This is a genomic window from Vibrio sp. RE86 (assembly GCF_013114545.1).
GTDB lineage: Bacteria > Pseudomonadota > Gammaproteobacteria > Enterobacterales > Vibrionaceae > Vibrio.
Genome location: NZ_VTXI01000003.1, coordinates 204,595 through 220,530 on the forward strand (window position 1 = coordinate 204,595; position 15,936 = coordinate 220,530).

The 15,936-nt window shown below is 45.2% G+C and carries 11 protein-coding genes; 7 read left to right on the top strand and 4 right to left on the bottom strand.

Annotation, left to right across the window (positions count from 1 at the left end; all coding sequences use genetic code 11):
* Positions 1–105: 105 nt before the first annotated feature.
* Positions 106–2,046 (top strand): methyl-accepting chemotaxis protein, encoded by a 1,941-nt coding sequence (locus F0231_RS04930; protein WP_171758606.1) that lies wholly within the window; start codon positions 106–108, stop codon positions 2,044–2,046.
* A 135-nt stretch (positions 2,047–2,181) separates the two neighbouring features.
* On the opposite strand, the gene aceA is transcribed toward F0231_RS04930, so the two are convergent.
* The 3 genes from aceA to F0231_RS04945 all read right to left on the bottom strand — a co-directional run bounded on the left by aceA (position 2,182) and on the right by F0231_RS04945 (position 6,812).
* Positions 2,182–3,495 carry an isocitrate lyase gene (gene aceA, locus F0231_RS04935; protein ID WP_171758607.1) on the bottom strand — a complete coding sequence of 438 codons (1,314 nt, stop codon included), beginning with the start codon at positions 3,493–3,495 and terminating at the stop codon, positions 2,182–2,184.
* Between the two features lie 132 nt (positions 3,496–3,627).
* On the bottom strand, positions 3,628–5,274 hold the full coding sequence (gene aceB, locus F0231_RS04940) for a malate synthase A (protein WP_171758608.1): 1,647 nt from the start codon (positions 5,272–5,274) through the stop codon (positions 3,628–3,630).
* 632 nt (positions 5,275–5,906) lie between these two features.
* On the bottom strand, positions 5,907–6,812 hold the full coding sequence (locus F0231_RS04945) for a hydrogen peroxide-inducible genes activator (protein ID WP_171758609.1): 906 nt from the start codon (positions 6,810–6,812) through the stop codon (positions 5,907–5,909).
* Positions 6,813–7,011: 199 nt separating this feature from the next.
* Here F0231_RS04945 and F0231_RS04950 point away from each other — a divergent pair, with 199 nt between their 5' ends.
* Positions 7,012–7,620, top strand: a complete 609-nt coding sequence (locus F0231_RS04950) for a peroxiredoxin (protein ID WP_171758610.1) — start codon at positions 7,012–7,014, stop codon at positions 7,618–7,620.
* Positions 7,621–7,943: 323 nt separating this feature from the next.
* Positions 7,944–8,972 carry a 2,3,4,5-tetrahydropyridine-2,6-dicarboxylate N-succinyltransferase gene (gene dapD / locus F0231_RS04955; protein WP_171758611.1) on the top strand — a complete coding sequence of 343 codons (1,029 nt, stop codon included), beginning with the start codon at positions 7,944–7,946 and terminating at the stop codon, positions 8,970–8,972.
* 91 nt (positions 8,973–9,063) lie between these two features.
* On the opposite strand, the gene F0231_RS04960 is transcribed toward dapD, so the two are convergent.
* Positions 9,064–10,314: an HD-GYP domain-containing protein gene (locus tag F0231_RS04960; protein ID WP_171758612.1), complete on the bottom strand. Its 1,251-nt coding sequence runs from the start codon at positions 10,312–10,314 to the stop codon at positions 9,064–9,066.
* A gap of 495 nt (positions 10,315–10,809) precedes the next feature.
* Between F0231_RS04960 and F0231_RS04965 the strand changes: the two genes are divergently transcribed.
* From F0231_RS04965 to glpD, 4 genes are all read left to right on the top strand, one after another.
* Positions 10,810–11,664, top strand: a complete 855-nt coding sequence (locus F0231_RS04965) for an MIP/aquaporin family protein (RefSeq protein WP_171758613.1) — start codon at positions 10,810–10,812, stop codon at positions 11,662–11,664.
* A 57-nt stretch (positions 11,665–11,721) separates the two neighbouring features.
* Positions 11,722–13,239, top strand: a complete 1,518-nt coding sequence (glpK, locus tag F0231_RS04970) for a glycerol kinase GlpK (protein ID WP_171758614.1) — start codon at positions 11,722–11,724, stop codon at positions 13,237–13,239.
* Positions 13,240–13,406: 167 nt separating this feature from the next.
* Positions 13,407–14,183, top strand: a complete 777-nt coding sequence (locus F0231_RS04975) for a DeoR/GlpR family transcriptional regulator (protein ID WP_171758615.1) — start codon at positions 13,407–13,409, stop codon at positions 14,181–14,183.
* 191 nt (positions 14,184–14,374) lie between these two features.
* Positions 14,375–15,934, top strand: a complete 1,560-nt coding sequence (gene glpD, locus F0231_RS04980) for a glycerol-3-phosphate dehydrogenase (protein WP_171758616.1) — start codon at positions 14,375–14,377, stop codon at positions 15,932–15,934.
* Positions 15,935–15,936 lie beyond the last annotated feature (2 nt).

A 15,936-nucleotide genomic window follows, 5' to 3' on the forward strand; every position in this document is an offset into this window, starting at 1 on the left:
TCAGCAAAATCGCAATACGTCTCTTATAATTTAGTGACAATAAAATAAATAAACATCGTCAGTTCAAAGCCGTCCACTATTATCAGCTAACATAGGGATATTGCTATGAGCCTGAAAAAGCTTTTGACCCTTGGTTTTGGGGTGATCCTTGCCCTCATTTTGGTCATTTCCGTCGTTGCCTCGTTTCGTTTCCTCCAATCCAGTACCGGTTTTAATACTTATCGAGCCCTTGCCCTTACTAGCGTTGCAACAGGAAGAATACAAGCGAACATTCTTGAGGCTCGCCTAGCTGCATTGAAATACATAAAAAACCCAGACCAGAAACATGTTTCGGAGCTCAATAAACGAGTCACAACCGCGATTACGCTAATCGAAGAGGTGCTCGACGCTCATATCGATGATGGCCACAAATCAGACTTCATTGCGATTGAAAACCAGCTAGAGCAATACCAGCAAGGCTTTAATAACGTCATCCAATTGGTCAATCAGCGAAACCAGCTCGTGAAAGAACAACTTGATCCTGCTGGTCTACAAATGCGCCAGTCAGTCACCACCCTCATGAACCAGGCGGCCACTGAAGATGATTTAGATGTGGCAGTCAGTGCCGGGACGTTACAACAACATCTGCTGCTATCGCGCCTATACGCTTCCAAGTTTTTAACCAGTAACGCGCAAAGTGATGCCGAGCGTGCGCAAAAAGAGTTTCAACTTGTCGCAAGTATTGCGGAAACGGTCGAATCACAGTTGATGTCCGCTCAACAGATTTCGACGCTCAAAACATTCCAACAAGCGTTTGAACAATATCAAAATACCTTCTCTCGAGTGGTTGAGACCATCAATTCTCGAAACGGGATTATTTCGAGCACACTGGATGTCGTTGGGGCGTCCGCAGCCAGTACCATCGAAGAGATCAAACTATCCACGAAAGACAAACAAGATAAAGTGGGGCCAGAAATGGTAGACCGTTTCAGCAATGCGCAAATGCTCATTTTAATGTTGTCAGTCATTGTCATTGCGAGCGCATTAGGTATCGCAGTTGCTATCTACCGTAACGTACTGAAAGTTGTCGGCGGCGAACCGAGTGAGATTCAATCCCTCGTCGCTGAAGTGGCCTCTGGCGATCTGTCGAAGCAGATCCAAACATCCGGCAACGAAAGTGGTATTTACGCGAATATATTGCAAATGAGGATGGAACTGCGCCGCATTATCGAAGGTTTCCATGATATCTCCGATAACGTGTCTTCTTCTTCTATTTCATTAACCGGCATCATGAGTGACACCGAGAACAATGCACAACAAGAACTCAGCCAAGTCGAACAGATTGCGACAGCGATTAACGAGCTATCAAGCACCGCGTCTGAAGTGAGCCAAAATGCCGCCAATGCAGAGAATGCAGCCAATGATGCGACCAACAATGTAGTTGAGGGGGGACGACTGCTCGATTCTTCCGATGAAGTATCACAAAAAGTGGATAGCTCCATTGAAGAGACGTCAAAAATCGTTAACCAACTGCAAGAGTACTCGGTAGAGATTGGCACCGTCGTTGAGGTGATCAACTCTATTTCAGAACAGACCAATTTACTGGCTCTTAACGCAGCAATTGAGGCAGCGCGAGCCGGTGAACAAGGACGAGGATTTGCTGTGGTGGCAGACGAAGTGCGCTCTCTTGCTGCTAAAACTCAGCAATCTACGGTCGATATTCAAGACATCATTTCGCGCCTTCAAGCTCAGGCTAAAGATGCGAATCAATACATGCAATCTAACTTGGTATTGGCAGAAGATTCACGCAAATACAGTGAGCAATTGCGATCCGCATTCTCTTCCATCACCGAGTCCGTCTCTCTGATTTCAGATATGAACACCCATGTCGCAACAGCATCAGAAGAGCAATCTGGTGTGACTCAAGATATCTCCCAAAACGTTTCACACGCTTTTGACTTGGTGAACAAAAATGTGGCGGGGATTGAAGAGAGCAAGCGCGCGAGTGATGAGTTATCGAGCCTTGCCGAAAAACAGAAAGAACTATTAAGCTTCTTTAAACTGTAAATAAAAAAGAGCGGCCTACGCCGCTCAAAAGCATGTCAAAGTTTATGCCTAAAACAGAATATCCATACCCAAAGTTTGGAGAGCCAAAGCCTGCATGTTTTAGCTCTCCAACAAGGTACTAATGGCTAGGGATTCTTAGAATTGGTCTTCTTCTGTTGAGCCAGTTAACGCTGTTACTGATGAGTTGCCACCTTGGATAGTATTGGTCATCTTATCGAAGTAACCAGTGCCCACTTCCTGTTGATGAGCAACAAACGTATAGCCTTTCTCAGCCGCTTGGAACTCAGGGCGTTGTACCTTCTCAACGTAATGGCGCATACCCTCACCCTGTGCGTAGTCATGCGCAAGTTCGAACATGTTGAACCACATATTGTGGATACCGGCTAGCGTGATGAACTGGTACTTGTAACCCATGTCCGACAGCTCTTGTTGGAACTTAGCAATGGTTTCTGCGTCTAGGTTCTTCTCCCAGTTGAATGAAGGAGAACAGTTGTATGCTAGTAGTTGACCTGGGTATTCCGCGTGGATAGCTTCAGCAAACTTACGCGCCTCTTCTAGACATGGTGTTGCCGTTTCACACCAAATAAGGTCTGCGTATGGAGCATAAGCTAGGCCACGAGCAATCGCTTGGTCGATACCTGCACGCACTCGGTAGAAACCTTCTTGAGTACGCTCACCTTCGATGAAGTCCGCATCGTAAGAATCACAATCAGACGTAATCAAGTCAGCGGCGTTCGCATCAGTACGAGCAATAACCAGCGTCGTAGTACCCGAAACGTCTGCTGCCAAACGTGCTGCCACCAGCTTTTGCACCGCTTCTTGAGTCGGAACCAATACTTTACCGCCCATGTGACCACACTTTTTCACTGACGCGAGTTGGTCTTCAAAGTGAACGCCTGCAGCACCTGCATCAATCATCGACTTCATGAGCTCGTAAGCATTAAGAACACCACCAAAGCCTGCTTCCGCGTCCGCGACAATTGGTAGGAAGTAATCAATACCGCCTTCGTCTGCTGGTGATTTACCATTTGACCATTGAATTTGGTCAGCACGGCGGAATGAGTTGTTAATGCGCTTAACCACTGACGGTACAGAATCTACTGGGTATAGCGATTGGTCTGGGTACATCGTTGATGCAGTATTGTTATCTGCCGCTACCTGCCAGCCTGATAAGTAAATCGCTTCGATGCCTGCTTTTGCTTGCTGTACAGCCTGACCGCCCGTTAGCGCACCAAGACAGTTCACATAGCCTTTTTTCGCATCACCGTTGACCAGTGACCATAGCTTGTCAGCACCACGTTGGGCAATGGTGTTTGCAGGCACCATTGAGCCACGTAGTTCTACCACTTCTTCAGCCGTATAAGGACGCTTAACGTTCTTCCAGCGTGGGTTTGTTGCCCAGTCTTTTTCCAGAGCTTCGATTTGTTGGCGGCGAGTTAAGTTAGTCATTGGTCTATCCCTCTTTTGATATGCGCTTCTAATATGTTGAAAACACAGGCGCTGTTTTTTCCTTGTTCTTTGGCAGTACTTCCTTCTCTGCCGCAGACGATTCACGTTATTGTTGAGTAGTTATTGGTTTACTTAATCCAAGTAGTCGTAACCTGGAACAGTTAAGAAATTGGTGAGCTCATCACTGGTCGTCAGTTTGGCCATGAGAGCAGCGGCTTCATCAAAGCGTCCTGATTCAAAACGCTCTTGCCCTACTTCTTGTTTGACGATTTCGATCTCTTCGGCAAGGTAAAGCTCAAATAGCTCTTTGGTGACGGTTTGCCCGTTATCGAGCGCTTTACCATGTTGAATCCATTGCCAGATAGAAGCGCGAGAGATCTCTGCGGTTGCCGCATCTTCCATCAAGCCATAGATAGGCACACAGCCATTACCTGAAATCCACGCTTCAATGTATTGCAAAGCTACTCGGATATTGTGGCGCATACCGTTTTCAGTAATCCCACCATCACAAGGAGCCAGCAGTTCTTCTGCCGTCACAGGTGCATCTTGGCTGCGAGAAACATTCAACTGGTTGGTGCGTTCACCGAGTGCTAAATCAAAGACAGCTAGAGCAGTATCAGCAAGGCCAGGGTGTGCAACCCAAGTACCATCGTGTCCGTTGTTCGCTTCCAGTGACTTGTCGTTATGAACCTTGTCCAGCACTTGTTGATTGGTTTGTGGGTCTTTCGCTGGGATAAAGGCGGCCATCCCTCCCATAGCGAAAGCACCACGTTTGTGACAAGTACGAACAAGTAAACGGGAGTATGCGTTTAGGAACGGCTTGTCCATTGTCACGACCTGACGATCTGGCAACACTCGGTCAGGGTATTTTTTCAGTGTTTTGATGTAGCTGAAGATGTAGTCCCATCGGCCACAGTTAAGACCAACGATGTGCTCCTTCAGTGAGAACAATATTTCATCCATCTCGAATACGGCTGGCAGCGTTTCAATCAGCACTGTCGCCTTAATCGTGCCAGTATCTAAACCAAAGTAATCTTCGGTGAAGTGGAATACTTGGCTCCACCACTGAGCTTCTTTGTGAGATTGTAATTTAGGAATGTAAAAGTAAGGGCCGCTGCCTTTTTTCAACAACGCTCGGTGGTTGTTGTAAAAGTAAAGCGCGAAGTCAAACAGCGCCCCAGGGATAATCTGCCCATTAAACGTGACGTGTTTTTCTTGTAGATGGAGGCCACGAACACGACAGATTAAAACCGCTGGATCTTCATCCAACGCATAGTGCTTGCCATTTACCGGGTTGGTATAGCTGATGTCGCCGTTAACTGCATCGCGCAAGTTAATCTGACCATCAAGCACTTTACTCCAAGCGGGTGCCATCGAATCTTCAAAATCTGCCATGAACACTTTTACATTGGCGTTCAGTGCATTAATCACCATCTTACGATCGGTAGGACCCGTGATTTCTACTCGGCGATCTTGAAGATCCTGCGGAATCCCTTGGATCTTCCAACTTCCTTCTCTGATATCTTGCGTATCCTCAAGGAAGTCCGGCAGCTCACCTCCATCAATGCGTGCCTGCTTCTCTTCACGAGCAGTTAATAACGCATCAACTTGGTTAGCGAACTTGTCACACAGTAGAGATAAAAAGGTTTGGGCTTCAACAGGGAAAATCGCTTGATGCTCTGGCGAAAGGGTACCAGTAACCTCAAGCATGCCTTCGGTATGTAGGGTTTCTTGGGCTTCTACTGTTGTTGTCTCTCTATCTGGTGTATTGGCAAGCATAATCAATTCCTTTCGATTCTATTTTGACTCCGAATTACATTTGTAAGTATCAAACAACTTTTGTTATTTCTGACATCTGTCAGGTTATTGCTGTTTGAATCCGGTTTCGTCCGTTCTGTGGTTCTACTTTCACCGACCTCGAATCGCTTTTCAATCTAGACATAAGTCTTACAAGGCCTGCATTTAAGCTATACCAACACCCGATAGAGTAAAAGACCTAAAGTAAACAAAACGTTAAATTCGAAGTTTTATTCCGCTAGGTGCAAGTTATTGATTTCGATCACTAAAATGTAATTAGTTACGTAATTTAATTACAGTAAAATTGGCTATGTAAAATCGTTTCAAACGCACGTTTGATTTTAAGGAGAGGATAGAAAAGCCTTACTAGAAAAGGCTCAAAGAGGATATGCAACCGACTTATCAAACAGGCTATTTTTTAACAGCTGTAAAATTCACATTGTGAAATTTCACAATTTAATGAAAGCTTCATCAAGATTTCGTTGTGAAATTTTACAAGTCAAAGTTTACCAACAGAATAAAATGCTAAAAAGCACACTAAAACTAGTGTGCTTTTTGATAGCTAGACGAGCCAGATAGCTAATACTAAGCGCTAAAATGACTTTTAAATTATCTTAAAGTAATTCTGAAACCACATCAGCAAGTTGATTAAAGGTGCTAACGCGTGAGGAACTTGGTCGCCAAACTAAGCCAATATGACGATGGGCCTGTTGCCCGGGAGCATCCACCACCACCAAGTTTTGGTTTTCAATTAAGCCATGGTCGATCGCCATTTGAGGAATAAAGGTCGTGCCCATGCCATTAGCAACCATTTGAACCAAAGTATGAAGGCTTGTGGCAGAGAATGGATTGATCTTCTCTTTATCTGTTAACTGACAGGCAGAGACTGCATGTTCCGTTAAACAGTGTTCTTTCTCTAATAAGAAGACGAATTCATTCGGAAGATCAGCGTACTTAATTGGTGTTCTAATCGCATCCGCTTGATTTTGACTAATGATCATTCTGAAAGGGTCGTTACCGACAATACGGCTGTCCATACCATCAATATCAACCGGCAAAGCCAAAATGAGTACGTCCAGCTCACCATGACGAAGCGCATCTAGTAGATTGGTTGTCGTATCTTCTCTTAATAGAAGGTTTAGTTGAGGAAAACGTCTATTTACCTCTTGGACTAAATCACAAAGTAAAAAAGGCGCAATGGTCGGGATACATCCGACTCGTAACTGGCCACCCATTTCATCACCCTGGCACAATCGGCCGAGTTCAACTAAGTCTTGTCCTTTTGCAAGAAGTTCACGCCCCTGCTGAACGACTAATTCTCCCGCTTGAGTAAAAACTAACGGGCTTTTCTTATCTTTCTTTTCATAAAGAGGACAACCGATCAGCTCTTCAAGGTTTTGAATGCCTTTACTTAGCGTTGATTGGCTAACAAAACACTTTTCAGCAGCGTCGCTGAAGTGGCGGGTCTCGTGGAGGGTAATAAGATAGTGTAACTGTTTGAGGCTAGGCCACTTATTCATAATAGTATTAATTAATTTTGGCTAGAGATTGACCAAGTTAATAAAATCAAACTTATCGCTTTTTTCGATTAACTTAATCTATTTAATTCGCTTTTTTACATACTACAATCTGTACTATAGTTTGTCGCGTACAAACACGGACCAAACCAAAAACAACTTTATTGGTTTGGAACAAACCATATATTTTAGGAGCAAAAAAATGGTACTAGTAGGTCGTCAAGCCCCAGATTTTACTGCTGCAGCTGTTCTAGGTAACGGTGAGATCGTTGATAACTTCAACTTTGCAGAGTTCACTAAAGGTAAGAAAGCAGTAGTTTTCTTCTACCCACTAGATTTCACGTTCGTTTGCCCATCTGAGCTAATCGCGTTCGATAACCGTCTAGCTGATTTCCAAGCTAAAGGCGTTGAAGTAATCGGCGTTTCTATCGATTCTCAGTTCTCTCACAACGCATGGCGTAACACTGCTATCGAAGATGGCGGTATCGGTCAAGTTAAGTACCCACTAGTAGCTGACGTTAAGCACGAAATCTGTAAAGCTTACGACGTTGAGCACCCAGAAGCAGGCGTTGCTTTCCGTGGTTCTTTCCTAATCGACGAAGACGGTCTTGTACGTCACCAAGTAGTTAACGACCTACCACTAGGCCGTAACATCGACGAAATGCTACGCATGGTTGACGCTCTAAACTTCCACCAGAAAAACGGTGAAGTATGTCCTGCACAGTGGGAAGAAGGTAAAGCAGGTATGGACGCATCTCCAACAGGTGTTGCAGCGTTCCTATCTGAGCACGCAGAAGACCTAAGCAAGTAATTTCACTTGTCCGTACCCAAGCTCAACGGGTATGAATGGTTGGTAACTATAAAGCTAAAAGCTCAGAGCGCAAAAAGCGCCGCGCCAATCAGTGATAAGTAAAGTCTTACTAAAGAGCCCGAAGCACTGCTTCGGGCTCTTTTTATTTGCCTGAATATAGTCAAAAAGACAAGGTATCGCTAAAGAGACATAAAATATCGGCTTACAGACTTTATCCTCCTCCCCTCTTTAAAGTCTCGCTCGCTCTCTTTATGATGAATTCAACTTAATTTAAGACAGAGCATGACCGCTCTGCTTCACGAATCAATACATGGAGATTTAACATGGCTTACTTTTCTTTAGCCTTCGGTACGGCAACCAAAAACCGCGACGGTAAAATCATCGAAGCGTTTTTCCCTAACCCAGCTTTAAACCCAGCCGACGCACTAGTTGAGGCCGTTGCTAAAGTGGCAGGTTACGAGCAAGGTAACCAAGCTATCGAAATCTCTGCAGCGCAAAGTGCTGAACTAGCAGCAGCATTTGAAGCGAACGGTGATGCAGCAAATGCTTCTTTTGCAGCAAAAGCCGCTGAATCTTCACAACCGCTTGTGTTAGTTGTTCTTGCTACTGACGAAAAACCAGCATCTGTAGCGGAAGGTTTCCTAAAGCTTCAACTTATCTCTAACCGTCTAGTTAAACCACACGGTACGGTACTAGATGGCATCTTCGGTCTACTGCACAACATCGCGTGGACAAACGAAGGTCCTATCGATCTACCTGAACTAGCTGATCGCCAAATCGAAGCTCGCCTAGCAGGCCGTAACCTTTCTGTAGATTGTGTAGACAAGTTCCCTAAAATGGTTGACTACGTGGTACCAACTGGCGTTCGTATTGCTGATACATCTCGCGTGCGTCTTGGCGCACATGTGGGCGAAGGCACTACGGTTATGCACGAAGGCTTCATTAACTTCAATGCGGGTACAACTGGCGTAAGCATGGTTGAAGGTCGCATCTCTGCAGGTGTTGTTGTTGGTGACGGTTCAGACATCGGTGGCGGCGCATCTATCATGGGTACATTGTCTGGTGGCGGTACTGTGGTTGTTTCTATTGGTGAAAACTCACTACTTGGTGCAAACGCAGGTCTAGGCTTCCCACTAGGTGATCGTTGTACTGTTGAATCTGGTCTATATGTAACGGCGGGTTCAAAAGTACGCATGATTGCAGAAGGCAAAGAAGTAGAAGTAGTGAAAGCTCGCGACCTTGCAGGCGTTTCTGATCTTCTATTCCGTCGCAACTCAGTGACAGGCCAAATCGAATGTCTAGCGAACAAGACTGCTGTTGAGCTTAACTCAGAGCTACACAGCAACAACTAATTCGCATACTCAGTATTGGAAAGCCCCTTAGTCATTTTGGCTAAGGGGCTTTTTTGTATCAATCGAGACATATCGCTGCCCAAGGTGGGGATTACTCCATGTCGATAAAGTACGTGGACTGCGACGAAGGGTTTAAGTAGTGATACTGGTCTAGACTGAGCTCTTTAACATCCATCACTTTTTTAATCGTTAAGCCAAACTCAGAAATATTGATGATCGCCGCTTCATGGCGAGGCACGTTAGCGTCATAAACCAAGATATAAGGGCTTAACCGCTCTTCTTCATTCGTCGAAATCACCACACCAATTTGCTGATCGGACAATTCCACCAGCGTTCCCGGAGGGTAAACCCCAACAACACTGATTAAAGCCATCACATCCTGTAAGTCATGTTGATCACGACACTCATGGTACAAATGAGTTAATGCTTTATGAGGGCTATGCTTGGTCGCGATGCCATTACAAAGGTTATCGTAACGGTTAGCTAAAATCAGAACGCGAGAAATAGGATTAATGGCATCTTTCGTTAACTTGTTCGGGTAGCCTGAGCCATCATTGAACTCATGATGTTGCCCTATCACTTTCAGTGCCGCTTCTGGAAATTTAGGTATCTTCTGCGCCAATTTAACCCCTATATCTAGGTGAGATTGAAGCTTCTGAAGTTCGTCATCTTCTAAAGGTGTTGCTTTGGATAAAAGGCTCTTTGGCAGTTTCAGCTTACCAATATCATGATACAGCGCCGAAAAGGCCACGAGCTGACACTGTTTCGCAGTAAAACCTTTTACCTGGCCAATTAATACCGACAACAATGAAACGTTAAGCGAGTGATAATGCAACCTGTCATAACCCACCGAGTCGTTCATTAAATGAATCGTGTTCTTGCCGTCTTTATCAATGTTCTTGTATAAGCTACTCACAATCGAAACAGAGGCCGTGATGGATGGATCAGCCGCCAACTTTTCCTCATCAAAGATCGCTTCAACGTCATTCAGTGTCTTGGTAAAGGCTGCCTTAGACAGAGTGATGCGCTCTTCAATATCGGCTAGCTGTTGAGAGCTTGCGTTCTTTTTTGACCACAGCTCATCTAAAACTTGCTGACTAGGTTGCTCGACAGGTACTTCAGGAATCGACTCAGGTATAACAGCAAGGACGGGCTCCTCTAAGACGTCACTTTTGAGCGCATTAATCGTTAAATGGCTTAACCCCAAATTTTTGATAATACTGAGCTGTTCATTACTTTTAATTTTGAATGAATTCAGTAAGAAAGGATGCTGCCCCCACTTTAAAGGCAGATGCACGTAGTGACCGATTTGTAATTGTTCTATTGCTAGTCTTACTTTCATTTACTCTGCTTCAACAAGGCGTTTCTCGATTAGAGATGACGGAGCCACTTCGATAATGAACATGCCGCTTTTGACTAAACTTGGACGGCATTCCGTTTGTTGCATTATTCACCATTCTTCCTCTTTGCAAAAGCACTATGATGAATAAGGCCAACCAGAATAACTATCGGGATAATTTTGTTGCTCATCTATTTATCCCAATTGGTACAAATTCTCACCATCAACGAAGCGATCTCACAAAACTCCTCTTACCAGTTTGTTAAATACTCTCCACATAGGTAGCTTTAGCTCGGTTAAAGCAAACCCCCTACTCATTTATCTTCGAATAAGTTTCCTTTACAACCAAAACGGTGCGTTATTTAACAAAAAGAAACCGTTTGGTTAACAATTTTATGCTCAAACGCTCACTTTTAATGTTCGTTTGTTTTCGTAAAGGTTTATATATGCACAATACCATCGTGCTAGATAAGCAAAAAAATAAAAAGGACTCTTACTATGACTACAAACAAACAGCCGTCTCTTCTCGGAGAATGCTTGGCCGAGTTTATCGGGACGGGACTACTCATCTTCTTTGGCGTGGGCTGCGTTGCGGCACTGGTTCTAACCGGGGCAACTTTCGGGCAATGGGAAATCAGTATTGTATGGGGCTTTGGTGTCACCATCGCTATTTACTGTACCGCTGGTGTCTCTGGTGCGCATATCAACCCAGCCGTTACCATTGCGCTCGCCATGTTCCATGGTTTTGATAAGGCGAAAGTCGTACCTTACATCATTGCTCAACTGCTTGGTGCTTTTTGCTCGGCTGCGCTCGTTTACAGCTTGTACAGCAATTTATTCACTGATTACGAAATCGCTCATAACTTTGTACGTAGCAGTCAAGATGCTTTAGCAACTGCTGGCATTTTCTCTACATACCCACACGCTTCCCTCTCTTTCTTTGGCGCTTTTGCTGTGGAGTTTGTTATCACTGCTGTATTGATGTTTGCGATTCTTGCTTTAGGTGATGAAAACAATGGTGCGTCTCGTGGTGCAATGAACCCATTACTGATCGGCATTCTGATTGCGGTGATTGGTGGTTCTTTAGGTCCACTTACAGGATTTGCGATGAACCCAGCTCGTGATTTTGGTCCTAAGCTATTTGCTTACTTTGCAGGTTGGGAATATGCCCTAAGCGGCGCTAAAGACATTCCTTACTTCATCGTTCCTGTGTTGGCACCGATTGCCGGAGCCTGCTTCGGTGGTTGGTTATATCCAAAAGCCATTGCTGCTTACCTACCAACGCAAGGTCACGGGTGCACAATTCCAAATCAGTGTGATGAAGAAGACGCTGCCAAAGAAGCTCGCGCTTAACCTCTGCAATACAACATTGAACTAAAATATAAATAACGAAACAAAAGGATTCCTACCATGACTGAGCAAAAATACATTGTTGCCCTAGACCAAGGCACAACAAGCTCTCGCGCTGTCATTCTTGACCATGATGCAAACATTGTCAGCGTTGCTCAACGAGAGTTCACACAGATCTATCCTCAGGCAGGTTGGGTAGAACACGACCCAATGGAAATTTGGGCGACACAAAGCTCAACATTGGTGGAAGCGCTAGCAAAGTCAGGCATCAGCAGCGACCAACTCGCAGCAATTGGTATCACAAACCAACGTGAAACCACCATCGTTTGGAATAAAGAGACAGGTAAGCCAGTCTACAATGCGATTGTTTGGCAGTGTCGCCGCACCGCAGATATCTGTGAAGATCTCAAGGCTCGTGGACTAGAAGAGTATGTTCGTGACAACACAGGTTTGGTACTTGACCCATACTTCTCTGGAACAAAAATTAAGTGGATTCTAGACAACGTAGAAGGTGCACGCGAAGACGCAGAAGCGGGTAAACTCCTGTTTGGTACCGTCGATACTTGGCTAGTTTGGAAGATGACGCAAGGCCGTGTTCACGTGACTGATTTCACCAACGCCTCTCGTACTATGCTGTTTAATATCAATGACCTAACATGGGATGCGAAGCTTCTTGATGAGATGGGTATTCCGGCAGCAATGATGCCAGAAGTGAAGCGTTCTTCAGAAGTTTACGGCCAAACCAACATTGGTGGTAAAGGCGGTACTCGTGTGCCAATTTCAGGTATTGCGGGAGACCAACAAGCCGCGCTTTACGGTCAAATGTGTGTAGAGGCAGGCCAAGCGAAAAACACCTACGGTACAGGTTGTTTCTTGTTGATGAATACCGGTGAAGAGAAAGTAACATCGAAAAATGGCCTACTAACCACTCTTGCTTGTGGACCAAAAGGTGAGCCTGCATACGCACTTGAAGGTGCGGTATTTATGGGCGGTGCTTCTATCCAGTGGCTACGTGACGAGATGAAGATCCTTGCGGGTGCGGAAGACTCAGAGTACTTCGCAACGAAAGTCGATTCATCAAATGGCGTCTACGTTGTTCCTGCATTTACTGGTCTAGGTGCTCCTTACTGGGACGCTTATGCTCGCGGTACCATTGTTGGTCTAACTCGTGGCGTAAACTCAAACCACATCATCCGTGCAACGCTTGAAGGTATTGCTTACCAAACTCGTGACGTATTGGATGCGATGCAAGCGGATTCAGGGATTGAACTTGCGAACCTTCGCGTTGATGGTGGCGCGGTAGCTAACAACTTCTTGATGCAGTTCCAATCAGACGTTCTCGATACGCAAGTACTTCGTCCAAAAGTCACTGAGGTGACCGCTTTGGGTGCCGCTTACCTAGCAGGACTTGCCGTCGGTTACTGGGATAGCCTTGATGAGCTGAAAGATAAAGCTGAGCTTGATCGTACCTTTGACCCTCATCACGATGAAGAGAAGCGTAACCGCCGCTACAAAGGTTGGAAACGTGCGGTTAAATGTGCGCAAACATGGTCTGAACTGCACGACGAAGAAGATTAATTTCAAGCAAAACGATTTAAGAGCGCCTATTGGCGCTCTTTTTTGCGTCTTGGCGCGGATAATGTTGCCCCTCTACTTCTCACAATGTGGCAATTCGAGCACAATAGAACGAGTTTTTATTTTCGAATTGACAGCATTGACGCTCGTCATTGCTCAGGGAGTGGTAAGTGAAGCAAATACCAAGGCACCAGCAGATCGTAGAGCTGGTCAAGAAACAGGGCTACGTCAGTACAGATGAGCTGGTTGAGAAGTTCAACGTCAGCCCACAAACAATTCGACGCGATCTCAATGAGCTCGCAGACGAAGATAAAATTCGCCGCTATCATGGCGGAGCAACCATCCCTTTAAGTTCAGAAAACACCTCATACAACACTCGTAAAGCGATGAACGACAATGAAAAAGATGTCATTGCTGAAGAAGTGGTTAAGCACATTCCTGACGGCGCAACTCTGTTTATTGATATTGGTACCACACCAGAAGCTGTCGCTCGTGCGCTCAACAAAAACCATAAACAGCTAAGAGTCGTGACCAATAACATCAACGTGGCGACCATTTTATTCCCTAACCCTGAGATTAAAGTGATTTTAGCCGGTGGCGAAGTGCGTAACCGAGATGGCGGCATTGTTGGTGAAGCAACACTCGATTTCGTTAAACAGTTCCGCCTTGATTTCGGCATTCTCGGAATCAGTGGTATCGACTTTGATGGCTCACTGTTAGATTTTGACTACCATGAAGTGCGAGTTAAACAAGCAATTATCGATAATAGCCGCAGCGTATTTTTGGCCGTGGACCACACAAAATTTGGTCGTAATGCAATGGTCAAACTTGGCAACATCGCGCAGCTCAATATGGTCTTTACTGATAAGCAGCCACCAAAAGAGATTTTATCGATTCTGAACGAAGCGTCGGTTCCGCTCGAAGTGGTCAACACTCAAGTCATCTAGACACATTAGCGCAACATCTTCGACAACAATTGTCATTATTCGAGCCTTCCTTTGACTAAAGGAAGGCTTTTTTATGCACAAATCACACAAAACGCTCATAAACGAAAATAATTAATGACCAAAAACGAAACCTAAGCTACGATTGTTTTACATTCTAAAATGCTCGTTCGCTCATCGTGAGGTCAAAATTTATGAGTAACACACAACATGCAACCACCCAAAGTGGATCTAAAATTCTCGATTTGATCGTTATCGGTGGCGGTATAAATGGTGCAGGTGTCGCAGCAGACGCCGCTGGTCGTGGTCTTTCGGTAGGTCTTTATGAAGCGAATGACTTTGCCTCCGCAACCTCTTCAGCCAGTTCTAAACTGATCCATGGTGGATTGCGCTACCTTGAACATTACGAGTTTCGTTTAGTTTCGGAAGCACTGGCAGAGCGTGAAGTCTTATTGAAAAAAGCACCTCATGTCGCGAGACCAATGCGTTTTCGTCTACCACACCGTCCGTTCCTTCGACCAGCTTGGATGATTCGTTGTGGCCTTTTCCTCTATGACAACCTTGGAAAACGCACAACACTTCCTGCCAGTGAGTCAGTGGATCTTTCACGCTCAGGACTGCTAAAACCTGAAATGAAAAAAGGGTTCGAATATTCCGATTGCTGGGTTGATGATGCACGACTTGTACTCCTTAACGTCTTAGCAGCAAAAGAGAACAATGCCGAAGTACGTAACTACTGCCGAGTGGAGAAAGCACACCGCGAAGGATCTGTATGGCATGTCACCATCCTTGATGTCATGACTGGTCAACGCTTCGAACGCCAAGCAAAGGCCCTCGTCAATGCTGCAGGCCCGTGGGTGAAACAGTTCTTTGATGATGGTTTAGAGCAAGATTCACCACGCAATATTCGTTTGATCAAAGGTTCACACATCGTTGTGCCACGTATTCATGACGAGCCTCAAGCTTATATTCTGCAAAACAAAGACAACCGAATTGTCTTTATGATCCCTTACCTAGATAAGTTCTCGATCATCGGCACAACGGACGTTGAATACAAAGGTGATCCAAGGGAAGTCGCCATCGATGACGACGAAGTTGACTACTTAATTGATATTGTTAATCAGCACTTCGTTAAACAACTTGATCGTGAAGATGTGGTGTGGACATACAGTGGCGTGCGCCCTCTTTGTGACGACGAGTCTGATTCACCACAGGCGATCACTCGTGATTACACGTTAGAACTTGAAGCGGAATACGATCAACCGCCACTACTTTCAATCTTTGGCGGAAAACTCACCACTTATCGTAAATTGGGTGAAGCAGCGCTAGAGAAACTGCAACCATATTTGACTAACATGGGCGCACCTTGGACTGCGAATCATGCACTTCCAGGCGGTAATTTTAGTTGTTCTCGAGAGCAGCTTGCAGGGACAATTCACGCCTCATACCCGTGGATTTCACAGGCACTATTGCTTCGATATGTAACGCAATTTGGTTCTTATACCTGGAAGCTACTTGAAGGCGTAAACAGCGAACCTGATCTAGGCGAAAAGTTTGCAGAGACAGCACATGGCGTCTACCAACGAGAGATTGATTACTTGATTGAGCAAGAGCTCTCGGTCACCGCTGAAGACATTCTGTGGCGCAGAACCAAGCTTGGACTCTACTTAAGCGCTGAGCAGCAACAAACACTCGGTGAATACGTAAAAAGCCAGCATCCACATAATGTGGTCACGCTTTCAGAAGTCGGGTGATT

Excerpts from the sequence above, each read along its gene's own strand:
- F0231_RS04930 (WP_171758606.1), top strand. The coding sequence starts at position 106 with ATGAGCCTGAAAAAGCTTTTGACCCTTGGTTTTGGGGTGATCCTTGCC.
- aceA (WP_171758607.1), bottom strand. The coding sequence starts at position 3,495 with ATGACTAACTTAACTCGCCGCCAACAAATCGAAGCTCTGGAAAAAGAC.
- aceB (WP_171758608.1), bottom strand. The coding sequence starts at position 5,274 with ATGCTTGCCAATACACCAGATAGAGAGACAACAACAGTAGAAGCCCAA.
- F0231_RS04945 (WP_171758609.1), bottom strand. The coding sequence starts at position 6,812 with ATGAATAAGTGGCCTAGCCTCAAACAGTTACACTATCTTATTACCCTC.
- F0231_RS04950 (WP_171758610.1), top strand. The coding sequence starts at position 7,012 with ATGGTACTAGTAGGTCGTCAAGCCCCAGATTTTACTGCTGCAGCTGTT.
- dapD (WP_171758611.1), top strand. The coding sequence starts at position 7,944 with ATGGCTTACTTTTCTTTAGCCTTCGGTACGGCAACCAAAAACCGCGAC.
- F0231_RS04960 (WP_171758612.1), bottom strand. The coding sequence starts at position 10,314 with ATGAAAGTAAGACTAGCAATAGAACAATTACAAATCGGTCACTACGTG.
- F0231_RS04965 (WP_171758613.1), top strand. The coding sequence starts at position 10,810 with ATGACTACAAACAAACAGCCGTCTCTTCTCGGAGAATGCTTGGCCGAG.
- glpK (WP_171758614.1), top strand. The coding sequence starts at position 11,722 with ATGACTGAGCAAAAATACATTGTTGCCCTAGACCAAGGCACAACAAGC.
- glpD (WP_171758616.1), top strand. The coding sequence starts at position 14,375 with ATGAGTAACACACAACATGCAACCACCCAAAGTGGATCTAAAATTCTC.